At 55.6% G+C, this 14781-nt stretch carries 14 protein-coding genes; 2 read left to right on the plus strand and 12 right to left on the minus strand.

The window, feature by feature from the left end; all coding sequences use genetic code 11:
- Positions 1 to 45 precede the first annotated feature (45 nt).
- Complete coding sequence (locus RDU76_11725) at positions 46 to 687, plus strand: sensor domain-containing protein (GenBank protein ID MDQ7799590.1); 642 nt, start codon at positions 46 to 48, stop codon at positions 685 to 687.
- Positions 688 to 758: 71 nt separating this feature from the next.
- Here the strand turns inward: RDU76_11725 and RDU76_11730 are convergent, their stop codons facing one another.
- Together RDU76_11730 and valS are read right to left on the minus strand one after the other, a co-directional pair.
- Complete coding sequence (locus tag RDU76_11730; GenBank protein MDQ7799591.1) at positions 759 to 2366, minus strand: PEGA domain-containing protein; 1608 nt, start codon at positions 2364 to 2366, stop codon at positions 759 to 761.
- 15 nt (positions 2367 to 2381) lie between these two features.
- Positions 2382 to 5012: a valine--tRNA ligase gene (valS, locus tag RDU76_11735; protein MDQ7799592.1), complete on the minus strand. Its 2631-nt coding sequence runs from the start codon at positions 5010 to 5012 to the stop codon at positions 2382 to 2384.
- A gap of 207 nt (positions 5013 to 5219) precedes the next feature.
- On the opposite strand from valS, the gene RDU76_11740 reads away from it, so the two are divergent.
- The gene (locus tag RDU76_11740) at positions 5220 to 6164 is read left to right on the plus strand and encodes an ROK family protein (GenBank protein MDQ7799593.1); all 945 of its coding nucleotides are present in this window, start codon (positions 5220 to 5222) and stop codon (positions 6162 to 6164) included.
- A gap of 8 nt (positions 6165 to 6172) precedes the next feature.
- On the opposite strand, the gene dinB is transcribed toward RDU76_11740, so the two are convergent.
- The 10 genes from dinB to RDU76_11790 form a co-directional block, all read right to left on the minus strand.
- The gene (gene dinB / locus RDU76_11745) at positions 6173 to 7339 is read right to left on the minus strand and encodes a DNA polymerase IV (GenBank protein ID MDQ7799594.1); all 1167 of its coding nucleotides are present in this window, start codon (positions 7337 to 7339) and stop codon (positions 6173 to 6175) included.
- Positions 7340 to 7348: 9 nt separating this feature from the next.
- On the minus strand, positions 7349 to 8068 hold the full coding sequence (locus RDU76_11750) for a hypothetical protein (protein MDQ7799595.1): 720 nt from the start codon (positions 8066 to 8068) through the stop codon (positions 7349 to 7351).
- Positions 8052 to 8732 (minus strand): endonuclease III, encoded by a 681-nt coding sequence (locus RDU76_11755; GenBank protein ID MDQ7799596.1) that lies wholly within the window; start codon positions 8730 to 8732, stop codon positions 8052 to 8054. Before RDU76_11755 ends, RDU76_11750 begins: the two co-directional genes overlap by 17 nt.
- On the minus strand, positions 8716 to 9735 hold the full coding sequence (locus RDU76_11760) for a glycosyltransferase family 9 protein (GenBank protein MDQ7799597.1): 1020 nt from the start codon (positions 9733 to 9735) through the stop codon (positions 8716 to 8718). The genes RDU76_11755 and RDU76_11760 overlap by 17 nt, the downstream gene beginning before the upstream one ends.
- Complete coding sequence (locus RDU76_11765) at positions 9732 to 10841, minus strand: glycosyltransferase family 4 protein (protein MDQ7799598.1); 1110 nt, start codon at positions 10839 to 10841, stop codon at positions 9732 to 9734. The genes RDU76_11760 and RDU76_11765 overlap by 4 nt, the downstream gene beginning before the upstream one ends.
- Positions 10831 to 11595 carry a glycosyltransferase family 2 protein gene (locus RDU76_11770; protein MDQ7799599.1) on the minus strand — a complete coding sequence of 255 codons (765 nt, stop codon included), beginning with the start codon at positions 11593 to 11595 and terminating at the stop codon, positions 10831 to 10833. Before RDU76_11770 ends, RDU76_11765 begins: the two co-directional genes overlap by 11 nt.
- On the minus strand, positions 11592 to 12416 hold the full coding sequence (locus RDU76_11775; protein MDQ7799600.1) for a glycosyltransferase family 2 protein: 825 nt from the start codon (positions 12414 to 12416) through the stop codon (positions 11592 to 11594). The genes RDU76_11770 and RDU76_11775 overlap by 4 nt, the downstream gene beginning before the upstream one ends.
- Complete coding sequence (locus RDU76_11780; protein MDQ7799601.1) at positions 12409 to 13155, minus strand: glycosyltransferase family 2 protein; 747 nt, start codon at positions 13153 to 13155, stop codon at positions 12409 to 12411. Before RDU76_11780 ends, RDU76_11775 begins: the two co-directional genes overlap by 8 nt.
- A 3-nt stretch (positions 13156 to 13158) precedes the next feature.
- Positions 13159 to 13701 carry an HAD family hydrolase gene (locus RDU76_11785; GenBank protein MDQ7799602.1) on the minus strand — a complete coding sequence of 181 codons (543 nt, stop codon included), beginning with the start codon at positions 13699 to 13701 and terminating at the stop codon, positions 13159 to 13161.
- Between the two features lie 135 nt (positions 13702 to 13836).
- Positions 13837 to 14781: hypothetical protein (locus RDU76_11790; GenBank protein MDQ7799603.1), on the minus strand; the 945-nt coding region annotated here is incomplete at its 5' end.

A 14781-nucleotide genomic window follows, 5' to 3' on the forward strand; every position in this document is an offset into this window, starting at 1 on the left:
GGCAATCCGTAATTTAAGGTGAATAGCAACAAAAAGGAGACCATCATGAAGGACCTGTCAACGGGCCTGAAAAACATCCTGGGCGTCGGTTTGAAGCCCGGTTCGTATCTGAATATCCTGTACCTCTTGCTGGCCTTCCCCCTGGGGATCTTCTATTTTGTATATCTGATCACCGGATTCTCCATCGGCCTGGGCCTGCTATACTTATTTATCGGCCTGCCATTCCTGCTGCTGACCATGTTCTCCTGGAGGATCTTTGCCCGGTTTGAGGGGTTTCAGGCCAGATGGCTTTTAAAAGCGGCCGTCCAGGCCGACCGGCCGCTTAGGTGGACCGAAGCCAACGGCTTCTGGAATTGGATCATCTCCCGGCTCTCCAGCAAATATACCTGGAAGGGGTTGGTTTACCTTTTATTGAAGGCACCGTTAGGCGTTGCCTCCTTTATTGTTACCTTCACCCTGGCCGGCGTTTCCGGAGTTCTGATAATCGCTCCGTTCATATACAGATTCGTGGATTATGAACTGCCCTGGGGAGCCATCAGCACCATGCCTCAGGCCTTAAGTTTGACCGCCATCGGACTGGTTTTGGGTCTGTTTTCACTTCACCTATTCAATGGCCTGGCTGCCGTATTCAGATGGCTTTCCAAAAGTCTGTTAAATTCCGGACAAAGACTGGCTGTTGCGGAGTAATGTTCCGCCATGTTATCAAAGCCCCGATGATTAACTCATCGGGGCTTTTCTGTTGTCCGGTTTACAATGTATTAAAAATGAACCGTAAAGCCGCAGCCGAACTGCAGACCCGAGGCCTTCAGGTCGATCTCCTGCTGTGATCCGGGCATTGAAAAATCCTCAAAACTGTCCCTGGAATACATCCAGTAGACCCTCAAGGCCTCCCGGTCCGGCTTCAGCCAGAATAAAAAGCCTCCGCCCACCTGAAGGGTCCGGTATACCACCTTGTCGTCGATTGTTCTGGTAATGGTGCTGTCAATGGTATAGGCGCTGTCCACTGATGGACGTGACATATACTGGATATAATATTCTCCGTCGGCCTTGGCCGAGAAGCTGATGGCCCCATACCTGATCTCGCCGTAGGGTTCCAACCGTCCCCAGGGTACCGCCACCGCCAGATTGACCAGCGGGGTGTGGGAGGTGAAATTTATTTCCAGGTCCTCGGACTGCATCGTGGTCGAATACCAGTCGGAGGAGAGGTTCTTTTCGATCGCATCCGGATAGATCCGGAACTGGTACATCAGTCCCAGGGTAATATTGCGGTTGAGGGCAAAGCCCACCCCCGCCCCGCCCCCCAATCCGCTGCCCACGAAATCATCTTCAGTGACAGACATGGTCTGGGTAGTGGCACTATAGGAGGCGAATGTGGCAACATCCTCGGCACTGGAAACAAGGGTTTTCACAAAATCGAACGAACAAAAGTTAATCTTCCAGCGCCGGAGCGGCATTTTGGCGTCGATCTTTGTCTCCCGGCCGGGTGTGGGGATTAATTTCGCATTATAGGTCTTATACCCCCACTTGGTGGCCTTTATCTGATACAAGGAATCCGTCAGGTCATCTATGGTTATGCCTTGTTCAGTAACGATCCCCTGGTATTTCTTGTTCAGGTACAGCTTGGCCCCGGCCGGATCGGTCTTGATCTTAAGTTTGCCGGCCAGGCTCATCAGCGGGGCGTTGATGGTGTCCACCTTCCCGATGCTTACCAGCCGGCTGGTGGAAAACAGGCTGTAGCCCTCCTTCACCAACGAAACCTGGTGCAGCCCCTCGGATAGGGGATATATCAGATTCGGGGTCAGGCCGTTATGTTCCTGCCCGTCCACCATTATCTTGGCCCCATCGGGCTCGGTGATCACAAAAATCCCGCCCGGCTTGGCAGATTGTCCGGCACCCGGCTTCCAGGAGGAGAATATCTCGGCCGCCTCCTTCATGGCGGTCAACAGGTCGGCTATCTTTCCGTAGTTGCGGGAAAACGACAGGTCTATGCCCCCGGTCTGGATGTCTATCATCCGCAATTCGACCACATAGATTGTGCCCAGTTTGCCGATGGTGCCGCCGATCATCTTCTGGGCCCCCAGCAGCTGTCCGACCTCCACCAGGCAGGAGGCTTCGCTGCAGGCCCCGGTCATCTGGAAGCCCTGTTCTTTTAGTATTTCATCTCTTTTGGATTTTTCCACCACATGGTAAACCCGGTATTCCACCAGGCTGTTCAGCAGCTTGTCGGTCAGCAGGGACAGCTCCTTCGGTGAAAGCCCCGAAGAGGTATTGAGGTCCATCACCGAGATGGCGGTCTTTTGTGTCCCGCCCATGGCCAAGCCGGTCAATAAAAGACCTAGTCCAACGACCAGCAACGCCTTTTTCATTTTACTCCTTTTTAGTTAGAGCTCCGCTTTGATCTCGAACCTGCCGGCTGCCGGTTTGGCAAAGGAGGTTTCGGCCTCCCGGGCCCCGGCCGTCTGCAGCAGATCGTTCCAGATCAGTTTTATGACCTTTATATCCTCCTCGTTTCCTGATATCGATAGACCCTTCAGAGGCGTTTTGACGCTGACCTTGGCCTCGCTCTTGGTCTTGCGGACCGCGGACAGCACCTCCATGGCCGCTCCGAAGGCGTCGTTCACCCCTGGTTTTGCCACGCCGGAGAACTCCTTCTCCTCGGGCCAGGCCGAAGTGTGTATCGATCTGTCCCGGCCTTGGTCCGAGGCGAATATCCAGCCCCAGGCCTCCTCGGTGAAGAAGGGGATGAACGGGGCGAACAGCCGCAGCAATACCGACAGGGTGAATTTCAGGGTGGCCAGGGCCGAGATCTTTCCCGGGGTCATCTCCTCCTGATAGGCCCGGACCTTTACCAATTCCAGATAATTATCACAGAACTTCTCCCAGAAGAACGATTCGGTGTACTGCAGGGCATCGGCATATTCGAAATTATCGAAATGCTTTCCTGTTTTGGTGACAACCTGCAGCAAGTGGTCAAGGAAGCTGCGGTCCAGTTCCTCGATGACCTTATCCGTGGTAAGCGATGACAGGTCCTGGTTCAGAAGGTGACCGGCCACAAACTTGGAAGCGTTGTACAGTTTGGTGACCAGCCGCTTGCCGTTGGCAAACAAAGCCTCGTCATAGGCGGTATCTACCCCCAGACGGGCCTTGGCCGACCAGTACCGGACGCCGTCCGAGGAATACTGCTGCAACAGGTGTTCCGGAGTTATCGCTTGGCCGTGGCTCTTGGACATCTTCTTGCGGTCGGGGTCCAGTATCCAGCCGTTGACCAGCACGTTATGCCAGGGTATCCGGTTCTCATGAAGATAGGCCTTGACGATGGTGTAGAAGGCCCAGGTCCGGATGATCTCCGGCCCCTGGGGCCGGATGTCCATGGGAAAGACCTTCTGGTGCCTTCCGTCACCCAGTGCCCAGTGGCTGGCGATCTGGGGGGTCATGGAACTGGTGGCCCAGGTATCCATCACATCGGGGTCGCCGGTGAATCCGTTGGGCTTGTCCCTCTGGCTTTCATCGAATCCCGGTGCGGGGTGCGACTGGGGATCGGTGGGCAGCATTTTTTCATCGGCCAGAATGGGATTCTCGTGATCGGGATTGCCTTCCGGATCCAGCTTGTACCACACCGGGAACGGCACCCCGAAATACCGCTGACGGCTGACGCACCAATCCTGGTTCAATCCCTGCACCCAGTTCTCATAGCGAACCTTCATGAAATCGGGATGCCATTTGATCTTGTTGCCCTGCTCTATCAGGGCCTCTTTCTTGTCCATTATCCGGATATACCACTGGCGGGTGGGAATTATCTCCAAAGGGCGCTCGCCCTTCTCATACATCTTTACCGGATGCTCTATAGGCCTGGGATCTCCCTGTAGTGGAGCGCCTAAGCCAGAGAGAGCCTCGGTATCGGCATTCCTCAGCAGTTCCACTACTGCTGCCTGCGCCTGCTTGATGTTCTTGCCGGAGAGCTGTCCGTAGAATTCATTGGCCTGGCCGGCATTCAGACTTTCCCAACCCTGGGGGCCGAATTGGACCGGCATCATCCGGCCGTTGCGGCCTATGGTCTGTCTGAGGGGGAGTTTGTACTGGCGCCACCATTCGACGTCCATCACATCGCCGAAGGTGCAGACCATCAGGATCCCGGTGCCCTTTTCCGGGTCGGCCTTGTCGTTGGCGATGATCGGCACCGGGACGCGGAACAGCGGGGTGACAGCCTTTTTGCCGAAAAGGGCTTTATATCTTTCATCCTCGGGGTGGGCGATCACCGCCACGCAGGAGGCCAGCAGTTCCGGCCTGGTGGTGGCGATGACAAAAGATGCCGCTTGTGATGAGCCTGTCGAATCACCCTCCACTCCGAATCTGATGTTGTGAAAGAAACCCGGCATGTTCCGGTCCTCCACCTCGGCTTGAGAGACGGCCGTCTGGAAATCCACATCCCACAGATGGGGGGCAAACATGGAGTAGACATGGCCATCTTTGAAAAGCTTTGCAAAGGATAACTGCGAGGTTCTCCGGCAGAGATCATCGATGGTGGCGTATTCCAGCTGCCAGTCTATGGACAGACCCAAATGCTGCCACAGCTGTTTGAAGACCTTTTCGTCCTCCCCGGTTACATTGTGGCACAGTTCGATGAAATTGTCCCGGTTGATCTCCTCGGGATGCGATTTCTTATCATTTTTGGGTTTGAAGCCGGGCTGGTAAGGCAGATGGGTGTTGCATCGGACATTGTAGAAGTTCTGCACCCGCCGCTCGGTGGGAAGCCCGTTGTCATCCCAGCCCATGGGGTAGAAAATGTTAAAGCCCCTCATCCTTCTCTGGCGGACGATCACATCCTGCTGGATGTAGCCGAAGGCCGACCCCACATGCAGAGAACCGCTTACCGTGGGCGGCGGGGTATCCACCACAAAGGTCTCCTCTCTCCCCCGGGTTTGGTCCCAGTGGTATATCTTCTCCTCCAGCCAGCGCTGCATCAGCTTTTTTTCTATTTGGTCGAATTGGTATTTTTCAGGTATCTTTCCCATACGATCCCATCTCAGTTTTGATATGTGAACCCCGGTAATGTTATAATGCCGGGTTTTTCTTCAATACGGTATTTCAAACCACCCGTCATTTTACCTTAAATAAAATCTTCAAGTCAAGTTAAAAAGGCCGCCTCCGGTCAGGCAATATCTGCTTGATATTATTGTGGGATTATGATACCCTTTGGGAAACACAGTGGATTGGAGATCATGAGAAAGGCAATTCTGGGGCTGGACCTGGGCGGGACCAACATCAAATCCGTCATATTCGATCCGGTCCGTAATAAGATCATCACCCAGGGCCAGATACCGACCCAGGCCGGATCGGGCGTCTCCCGGGTGGTCGACAACATCGTTTCTTCGATCAAGGACAACCTGGCCGCCGCGGTTAAGTCCCGGCACAAAATAACCGCCCTGGGAATCGGCTCGGCCGGGCTGGTGGAGAATGGCGTGGTTCGCAATTCCCCCAATCTTCCCGGCTGGCAGGGATCGGTTCCCCTGCTCAAATTGATCACAGACCGGATGCCCGGGGGCGGCCTGCCGATCCTGATAGAGAATGACGTCAACTGCCTGGTGGCCGCCGAATATACCATTGGGGCGGCCAAAGGGTATTCGGAGGTGGTGGGGCTGGCCATCGGCACCGGAGTGGGCGGGGGGATAATTATCGGCGGCCGGCTGGTGACCGGATCCCACGGCGGGGCGGGGGAATTGGGGCACATGACGGTCAAGATGGACGGTCCTTTATGCAAATGCGGCAATCACGGCTGCCTGGAGGCGATGATCGGCACCGATGCAATATTAGCTAGATATCATAGGATCGACAAAACCACCAAAATCAAAAGCCTCACCGTTGCCCAGATAGCCCTGATGGCTAGAAAAGACCAACCGGCCGCAGTCAGTACCTTGGCCGAAACCGGGAAGATACTGGGTGTCGCCCTGGCCAGCATTGCCAACATCTTCAATCCCCAGGTGATAGTGCTGGGCGGCGGAGTGATCCAGGCCGGAAGGCTTTTGATAGACCCGGCCAGGCAGGAGATGATCAAAAGAGTGATGCCGTATAATGCCAAAGGCCTTAAAATAAGAAAAACTAAAATCGGTCCCGCAGCCGGAGCTGTCGGCGCGGCGATCTTAGCTTATAAATATTCCGTCAAATAAATTTTAAGCTACATCTCCCCCGCCCTTTTGACCGCCTTCCTGCCGTATCTCTCCCTTATTTCATCCACCGCCTTGTCCAGCTTCTCATTCTTGATCTTATTTTTGGGATCGTCGAACAGGCCCAGTTGGTCCTCCCCCTGATTCAGATTGGAGGCCGACACACCTATCAGCCTGATCTTGCGGAAAGACTGCCAGTTCTTGTCGAAAAGCGTCCGGGCTATGGCATTGATCTCGATGGCGTTGTCAACCGCGGCTTCCAGAGTCCGGCCGTAGGTATGGGTCTCGAAGTCCTGGTACCTCAGTTTGAGGGTGATGGTCCTTCCTTTTGCCCCTTGGGCCCTCAGGGAAGCGGCCACCTGCTCGGACAGGGTCAAAAGCGTTCTATGGATATCTTCTTTGCTACCGGTATCCTCGTCGTAAGTGTGCTCCCGCCCCATGGACTTGGCTTGATCTCCCTGGCTGACCGGATCGCCGTCAATGCCGTTGGCCCGTTCATGGAGGTAGCCTCCCATTCTGCCGAAAACAGCCTCCAGCCGCTGGGGGTCATATCCCGCCAGCTGGCCGATGGTTTCGACACCCATCTGTTTTAACCGGTCCGCCGTCTTCGGACCGACGCCCCATAGCTTCCCCGCCGGCATCGGGGACAAAAATTCCCTCTCTCCGCCCTGGGGAACAATCACCAGCCCGTCCGGTTTCTCAAGGTCGGAGGCGATCTTGGCCACCAATTTATTGGACCCCATGCCGACCGAGGCGGTAAGGGATAATTGGCCCTTTATGGCCCCCTTTATCTTCCGGGCGATCTCCCGGGGCTCTCCGAAAAGCCTCCGGCAGCCGCTCAGATCCAGAAAGGCTTCATCCACCGAGATCTGCTCGATCTGCGGAGTGAAGCCTTCAAGTATTTCCATGATTTTATCGGATATTTCGGAGTATCGTCCCATCCGTCCCGGCAGAAAGATACCTCTGGGGCACAGCGCAAAGGCCCGGGAGACCGGCATGGCCGAATGCACCCCGAATTTCCGGGCCTCATATGACGCCGCCGACACCACGCCGCGCCCCTTGCCCCCCTGGGGATCGGCCCCCACTATCACCGGCCGACCCCTTAAAGCCGGATCATCCAGCACTTCGACCGCCGCATAAAAGCAGTCCATATCCACGTGGGCGATCAGCCTTGGCATATCCCCCGCTCAGTCTGCCACCACCGCGCTGTCTAGTTTCTGGGGCTCCAGCTCCCGGTCGTCCCTGCCGTCGCCGTTGACATCCCAGGATATCACAAAATCGTCCATCAGGGCCGATACCGCCAGCTGCCCGCTCCGGCCGACGCCCTGGGGGACATCATAGACCGCGCTCTTGATCGACTTGTGGTTCCATATTTTCAGGGAGATTTTGATGGGGCCGCCATCGCCGGGCCTGATGCGCAAGGTGATCTCGCCCGCCCCCTTGAATTCCGCCGTCAAACTGCCGTCGCTGTTCATCTGGTAATAAAGATTGGGTATCCTCCGGGTGGTGGCGAACTCGGCGGCACTTCCGGTGCGGGTTATCTTGGCTTTGATATTCTCCAGCCCGGCCCTCTCCTGCTGGTGCAGGCTGGGTTGCTTCAGAAGAGTCTCCACGGTGGGCAGGTATTCCTCGGGGGTGGCCGGCCCGGTATGCCGGTCATCCTCATCATAGAAATGGAACTCGCCCTGGCCGGTAAATTTTATCTGGAAGCCGTATTTAAGCGAATCGGGCTTTGCTGCCGGTTTGAGGCTGTCCCCGGCCGCAGCTGGCTGGGTACTGTCCGCCAGAATGTTTATCACCACCGGTTTCTGGGCCTGAAAATCGGCCCTCTTGGGCTGGGCGTTGCATCCCAGGATCAGAATCGAGGCCATTAAGCCCATCAGGCCGGCCTTAATGCACATTTTCATGGGTTTTCTCCTTCCAGTTACATGCCTTGTTCAAACAGCAGACGGGACATTCCGGTTTCCGGGGATGGCAGATCCTTCTGCCGTGCTCGATCAGATTGAGATGCAGGGGGTAGACCATCCGGTCCGGGACCAGTTTGCGGAAGCGCTCCTGGAAACTTTCCCGGTCCTCTTTCCTTTTCACCCAGCCCAGCCGGCTGGAAACCCGGTAGATATGGGTATCCACCGGGTAGACCGGGATCCCGGCCCCGAACAGCAGGGTGCAGGCGGCGGTTTTGGGGCCCACCCCCTTGATCGCCAGCAGGTACCGATAGGCCGCCTCCCGCGGCATCTTTTTCAGGGATTCCAGTCCAGCCTTGCCCCGCTTCCCAAGGATGAAAGATACCAGGCCCTTGATCCTTCGCGATTTGATATTTGCCAGCCCCCCGGACCTGATGGTCCGGGCTATGCTGCCGGACTGGGCGCCGGCCAGGGACTCCCATCCGGGGTATTTTTCCTTCAAGGCCAGGAAGGCCCGGTGGCTGTTGCTGTCGCTGGTATTCTGGGATAATATGGTCTCCACCAAGACATCCATCAGCGGGCGGGAAGCGGTCCAACTGGGGTGCCCGTAACGCCGGCCGAGCATCCCCTCGATTTTGCCGATGGACGGCCTAATTTTTTCCGGCATGGTCCAACAATCTTTCCGCTTCTTTTATGACCCTGTCGGGAGGGATCCCGGCCATACATTTGGGGTCCCGGCAGTCCATCCGGTTGCACCCCAGGCATCCCAGCCGCTTGTCCTGAAGCACCACATGCCCCTTTCCCCATGGCCCCTGGCTTCTGGGGACGGTCGGACCATAGAAGGAGATCACCGGGACCTTGAAGGCGGTGGCTATGTGCAGCGGGCCGGAATCATTGCCGATTATCAGGTCACAGCCGGCGAGCAATGCCGCCATCTGCCGCAGACTGGTCTTGGGGACCAGCTTTGCCGAGGGACAGGCTGATAAAATGATCTTGGCATCGGCCTCTTCCGAAGGGCTCCCCCAAAATACCAGAATTTTATTTCTTGGATTGGGTGACAGCGCTTTGGCCACAGCGATATAACTATCAATCGGCCAGCGCTTGCAGGCCCAACCCCCGGTGGGGATCAAGCCGACAACCCGGCCTCCGTCCAAAGCCCAAGACCGGTAAATATCCTGCCGGTAATTCTTTTCCTCCTCCGTCAGGTTGAAAACCAGGTCCTTGCGTGATATTGGTATCCCCAGATATTCCAGCACCGAAAGATTGAACTCCACTTCGTGACCGTAATTGGCAGCCCGGGCATTCAGCAGGTGATTATAAAAATATCTCCGGTAGCCGAAATCGAAACCGATCCGGTTCCTGGCACCGGAGATCACCGATTGAATGGCGGTCCGCGGCGTTCCCACCAGATCTATGGTCAGGTCATATCCGGCGTCCCTCAATCCTTTCAAGAAAGACATCTGCTTGGCCGGGCTGTTCTTTTTGAATAATATCAGCTGGTCGAGATCCGGATTGTTGGAAAGCACCGGGGCGCAGAAATCCCTGACCACATATGAGATCCGGGCTGAAGGATAGCCCATTCTAAGGTTGGCCAGAAAAGGGGTGGTCCACAAAACATCCCCCACGCCGCTCATCCTGAGGACCAGGATATTATCGGCCTTCAGCTTCATTGTGCGCCCAGTGCTATTTTATAGGCCCGTTCAAAACCCTGCAACATTTGAGGGTCCGAAAATTCCTTGATCACCTTCTCCCGGCCAGCCTTGCCCAATTTGATCCTCAGGCCCTCGTCATCGAGAAGAACGCTGGTTTTTTGGATCAGGTCTTTTACCTTCCTTACTTCGGCCAGCAGGCCGTCCTTCCTATCTTCTATTATGTCCAGGACGCCGTCCTTGCCGTAGGCCACGCAGGGCAGCCCGCAGGCCATGGCCTCGGTCAGAGCCAGGCCGAAGGATTCGGCATATGACGGAAAGACGAACATATCCAGGGCCTGCAGGTACCTTTCCCGGTCATCTTTGAACCCGGTCAGATGGGCCCTGGGGCCCAGTTTATCCCTGATCTCCTGTTCTATCTCATCCCCGTATCGGTCCTCGTTCCGGCTATGCCCGCCGATAAACAGGAACTCAACATTCCTTCCGGACAGGGCCTGGGCCATCTGGATGAAATCCTCATATCCCTTGCCATAGGATATCCGGCCCATCATGCCGATAAGGATTGCATCGTTGGATATCTCCAGTTCGTCTCGAACCGCCTCTCTTTGAATCAGATCCGGGATGAATCTGGACGTATCGGTGCCCAAATAGACGACATCTACTTTTCCCTCGGGAAGCGGGGTGGTTTCGATAAGGTTGTCCTTGATCAGCCGGGAGATGGCCGTAGCCCGGTCAACCCCCCGGTATACGAACCTATGCCAGGGGTCCTTTTTGTTGATATAGGACCCCAGGTGCTTGGTAAAAACTATCTTCCCTCCGGTCAACTGTTTGACCGGCACCGCCAGGTTGAGGTCCTTTGAGTAGTGCACATGAACTACATCGGGCTCGGTCTCTTTTACAAACTTTAAAAAACGGCAACAGCCGCTCCAGCCCAAAGAGCCATCGGCCAGGATCGGTTGGTTATCCAGGCCCAGTTCCCTGCACCTGGCGGACAGTGGAGTATCTTTGCCGGTAACCACCTTTACCTTGTACCCATTGGTTTTTTGCAGATAAGCTAATCGGCCGACAACCATCTCCATTCCGCCCCAGGAAGCCGAGCTGCAGACATGTACGATATTAATTTTCACTCTTGACTTCCCTCAGGTCCAGTTCCCAAAGCTTCAGATATTTGACCAGCACATAATAGGATGAAAGGACGCACAACATGAATCCCTCCCATCCGTCCCGGAACCCGGCCTTGAATATATACATTTTTAAAAAAGTGGCCGGGGGCGACAATATAATATGGCGCAGCTTGAATCTTTTTCCCCGGCTCTTCAGTTCTTTGGCGGCAATGGTGGTATAGCTGTTCAGCCTGGAAAGGTAGACATCCAGCGACGGGTAGGTATAATGCAGCATGGGGTGCCTGAAATATTCCGTAGCTCCCCTCAAAACAACTATATCGTGCGGGTTCATCCCGCCAAACCGCCCCTTGCTCTTCAGGAACAACCGTAGATGGTGATCGGGGAACCACCCACAGTGGGTTATCCATCTCCCGATAAAATTGGATCGGCGGGGGATATAATAACCGTCTATGGCTTGATCCCGGTCTTTCTTGACAGCCAGGATCTCCCGCCTTAGCTCGGGGGTGATCACCTCATCGGCATCTATGGAAAGGATCCATTCGCCCTGCGCCAGCTCTATGGCATGGTTCTTCTGCTGGATATGGCCCGGCCAGGGGTTGCTATAGACCCGCCCCGTGAATTTTCTGGCCAGCTCCACTGTGCGGTCGGTACTTTCGGCATCCACCACCACTATCTCATCGGCGAAATCCAGCGCCGAGAGGCACCGTTCGATATTGCCTTCCTCATTTTTAGTGATAACCGTCGCCGATATTCTCATTCTCCGCCCCCCCCGCCCGTCTTCCGTTGATACTCTTGCCAGGTATCGGGCCGGTTCTTCTCCAGCCACCGGCGGTGCCAGGCCTTGGAGAGCCGGAAGAACCAGTATACCATCATGGAGGTGGCATTCATATACCCGTGGGCCCCGTCCCGGTACCCTTGGTGGACAATGTAGCATTTCCACCACATTCCCAGGGGGGAAAATATCACCCGGGCCAGGCTGGGGTGGTATCCCTTGGGCAGGCGTTCCTCCACATCCAGTTCGGAATAGCGGTTTATCTTGTTGAAGTAATCAAAAGGGGTGTTATAGGCATCGTGCCATAGGGGCTCTTTGATCCGAAGTATTCGATTCTCCCCGCCCTCCACCTCCATCCAAGTGTGGGCGAATCCGGTCCAGCGGCATTTCCCCCTTCGGGCCAGGCGGGGCTGAGAGCTGGGATTGTAGTTGCCGTATCTTATCTGCCGCCCCCAGAAATGTTCCACCCTTCTTACCCAACCGGCGTTATATTCCAGGTAGGCCTCAGGATTGCGGCAGATATCCGACAATTTGTCCCTCAATTGGCCGGTGATATACTCGTCCTGATCCAGTATCAATATCCATTCCCCGGTGCAGCGTTGCATGCCGAATTCCCGCTGGGCCAGATAGCCGGGCCAGTCGTTGTGAAAATACTTATCGGTATACTTCTTGATAAGCTCGACCGAGCCGTCGCTGCTGCCGGAATCTATCACCACTATCTCGTCGGCCCATTGGGCCGATTCCAAGCAGTTGGCCAGCTTCTGCCCGCCATTGTAGGTATTGAGCATTATCGAGATTTTATCCACTTCCGGCCTCCCTGATCTTGGCCATCACCACAAAACGGCCCAAGGCCGACAGGCCGGCTATGGCCAGGCCCCGGACCCCCTCCCGCCACCCTTGCAGGACAACATACAGTTTCCAAAACTCCGCCAGGGGCTCCCATAAAAGCCTGAAGGCTGAAAACCGGCGGCCCTCCCGGATCTTCTGTTTGGCCTCCAGGGAGGTGTATTCATTGGTCTTCTCCAAGTACCGGAACAGATTCGGAACCGTATGGTGTTTTATGCAGCCCGTGACCAGCCTCCCCGTCGGACCGTTTATCAACACTCCTTCATGGATATCGACCTCCGGTATGCTGGCGGAATCTTTTTGGAACAGCCTGAGCTGCCAATCATTGCCCCAGCGGGAATATCTGATCATTTTGCCCAGAAAATAGTTGTTCCTTTTGAGGAAATATCCCCGGGCCGGGCCGGCCAGGTCCAGGTTTAATATCTCCCGGTTCAGGGGGGCATCCAGCGCCTCATCGGCGTCCAGGAAAAGCACCCAGGAGTTATTCGCCTTCTGCAAAGACCGCTGCCGCTGCCTGGCATAGCCCGGCCAGTCGGTCTGATATACTGCGGCCCCCATGGAACGCGCAATCTCCACTGTCCGGTCGGTGCTGCCGGAGTCCATGACTATGACCTCCGAGAAGCCCTTAAGGCTGCCGATGGACCGGGCGATGTTCTGTTCTTCGTTCCGGGCGATTATTATGGCGGTGATCTTATTCATCTGTCATCCGTCGTTGGTTATCCATAGGGCCGCCCCCAGCAGATCATCGGCCACGCAGTCGATCCTGTATTTTTTCAGCCAGGGTTCGTTTCCCCTGGACTGGCCGGTGAGCACCAGTATGGTCTTGGCCCCGATATTGTTCCCGAATTCGATATCGGCCCGGCTGTCGCCGATCATGTATGATCCCTGGAGGCTGATCTTCAGCTCTTTTTCCGCCTGCCGGGCCATCCCAATATCAGGCTTGCGGCAGGGTGCCTTTTCGTCAGGATGGCAAGGACAATAATATATGGCATCCAAGACCGCCCCCTCCCTCCTGAGCAGCTGCCGTAATTTTCGGTGAATGGCGCCCAGTGTTTTAAGGGTCAGGTATCCCCGGGCCACCCCCGACTGGTTGCTGACCACCACAACTTTGTATTTATTCTGATTGAGCAGCTTGACCGCCCGGCCGGAGTTTGGCAGCAAGCTCAACTGTTGGGGAGAATTGACATAATTGGTGTCAACATTGATGGTCCCGTCCCGGTCCATGAACACGGTTTTTACGGACATGGGCCCCCTCTGCAATTGCAATTAACAGTATGATAACCTATATTTTACCAGCAGGCAAGAAATATTTTCAAAGCAAAGCGAGGTGGAATAATTATCCGCCTCGCTGCTATAAATGATCCCAGGTTACCGCCGCGGTCACTTCAGCTTATAACTTCCTCCCATCCGGTGGGTGTTGCCCAGATCATGGCTGTTATAGGCGTAATCTATATTGAACCGCCAGATCGATAATCCGCCCCCGAAGGTAGTCTGGGATTGCTCCCGTCCGGCCCGAAAAGCCAGTATATTCCTGTATCTAAGTTCTGTTCCCAGTCTTCCCTTTTGATAGTCTTCGGTTGATCCCTCCCAGGAGATCGTTACCGTACTTCTTAATATGTTCACCGGCTGCCGATAGGCCAGGCCCATTTTATATATTGCCGGACGAACGTCGTTGTGCTGTCTGACGGTATTCCAGGCTATGCTGGTGCCTCCGGCATCCTGGGCCACGGCGCTCAGGGACAACAAGCCCAGATTTGAATTCTCGACCGCTACCGGGAGCATGCCCATCAAAGGCCGGGATTCGGACCGGCGGATGAACCATTCCGCCAGGTTGATGTCTATCAAGAAACCGGCATCCACCCCCAGCCCGGTGGCCTGCCTGTCATCCAATTTGTTGTAGATGAACTTGATGCTGCCGCCAGGATAAATTTTCCAGGGCTTGCCAAAGAGGATCTTGTCGAATGAAGCGCCGGCCGAGAAATAAAAGGCGTTTTCGTTGTCGCCGAAAGACCCGGTCGAAGGGGTTCCCACGGTGTATGAGAACCTGGGGATATCGTCCACGCCCAGCCTGATCCAGCCGGCTCCCGCTGTTATTTTGCTGTTCATTGGCCAGACCAGGGCCAGATAGTCATGGCTGGCCAAGTTGGCAAATAACACCGTGTGCGCCAGCATTATCTCGGGGGTCTTCAGCCTGCCCAGCCCGGCCGGATTCCAGTACAAGACGCTGGCGTCATCAGCCACCGGCCCGAAAGCCCCCCCCATGGCCATGGCTTTTGCCCCCACCGGCAGATTGAGGAATTCCCCCCCATAGTCTTCGGCCCGGGA

Source organism: Candidatus Edwardsbacteria bacterium, from assembly GCA_031082425.1.
In the GTDB taxonomy this organism is placed as follows: Bacteria; Edwardsbacteria; AC1; order AC1; family EtOH8; genus UBA2226.

Excerpts from the sequence above, each read along its gene's own strand:
- RDU76_11725 (MDQ7799590.1), top strand. The coding sequence starts at position 46 with ATGAAGGACCTGTCAACGGGCCTGAAAAACATCCTGGGCGTCGGTTTG.
- RDU76_11730 (MDQ7799591.1), bottom strand. The coding sequence starts at position 2,366 with ATGAAAAAGGCGTTGCTGGTCGTTGGACTAGGTCTTTTATTGACCGGC.
- valS (MDQ7799592.1), bottom strand. The coding sequence starts at position 5,012 with ATGGGAAAGATACCTGAAAAATACCAATTCGACCAAATAGAAAAAAAG.
- RDU76_11740 (MDQ7799593.1), top strand. The coding sequence starts at position 5,220 with ATGAGAAAGGCAATTCTGGGGCTGGACCTGGGCGGGACCAACATCAAA.
- dinB (MDQ7799594.1), bottom strand. The coding sequence starts at position 7,339 with ATGCCAAGGCTGATCGCCCACGTGGATATGGACTGCTTTTATGCGGCG.
- RDU76_11750 (MDQ7799595.1), bottom strand. The coding sequence starts at position 8,068 with ATGAAAATGTGCATTAAGGCCGGCCTGATGGGCTTAATGGCCTCGATT.
- RDU76_11755 (MDQ7799596.1), bottom strand. The coding sequence starts at position 8,732 with ATGCCGGAAAAAATTAGGCCGTCCATCGGCAAAATCGAGGGGATGCTC.
- RDU76_11760 (MDQ7799597.1), bottom strand. The coding sequence starts at position 9,735 with ATGAAGCTGAAGGCCGATAATATCCTGGTCCTCAGGATGAGCGGCGTG.
- RDU76_11770 (MDQ7799599.1), bottom strand. The coding sequence starts at position 11,595 with ATGAGAATATCGGCGACGGTTATCACTAAAAATGAGGAAGGCAATATC.
- RDU76_11780 (MDQ7799601.1), bottom strand. The coding sequence starts at position 13,155 with ATGAATAAGATCACCGCCATAATAATCGCCCGGAACGAAGAACAGAAC.
- RDU76_11785 (MDQ7799602.1), bottom strand. The coding sequence starts at position 13,701 with ATGTCCGTAAAAACCGTGTTCATGGACCGGGACGGGACCATCAATGTT.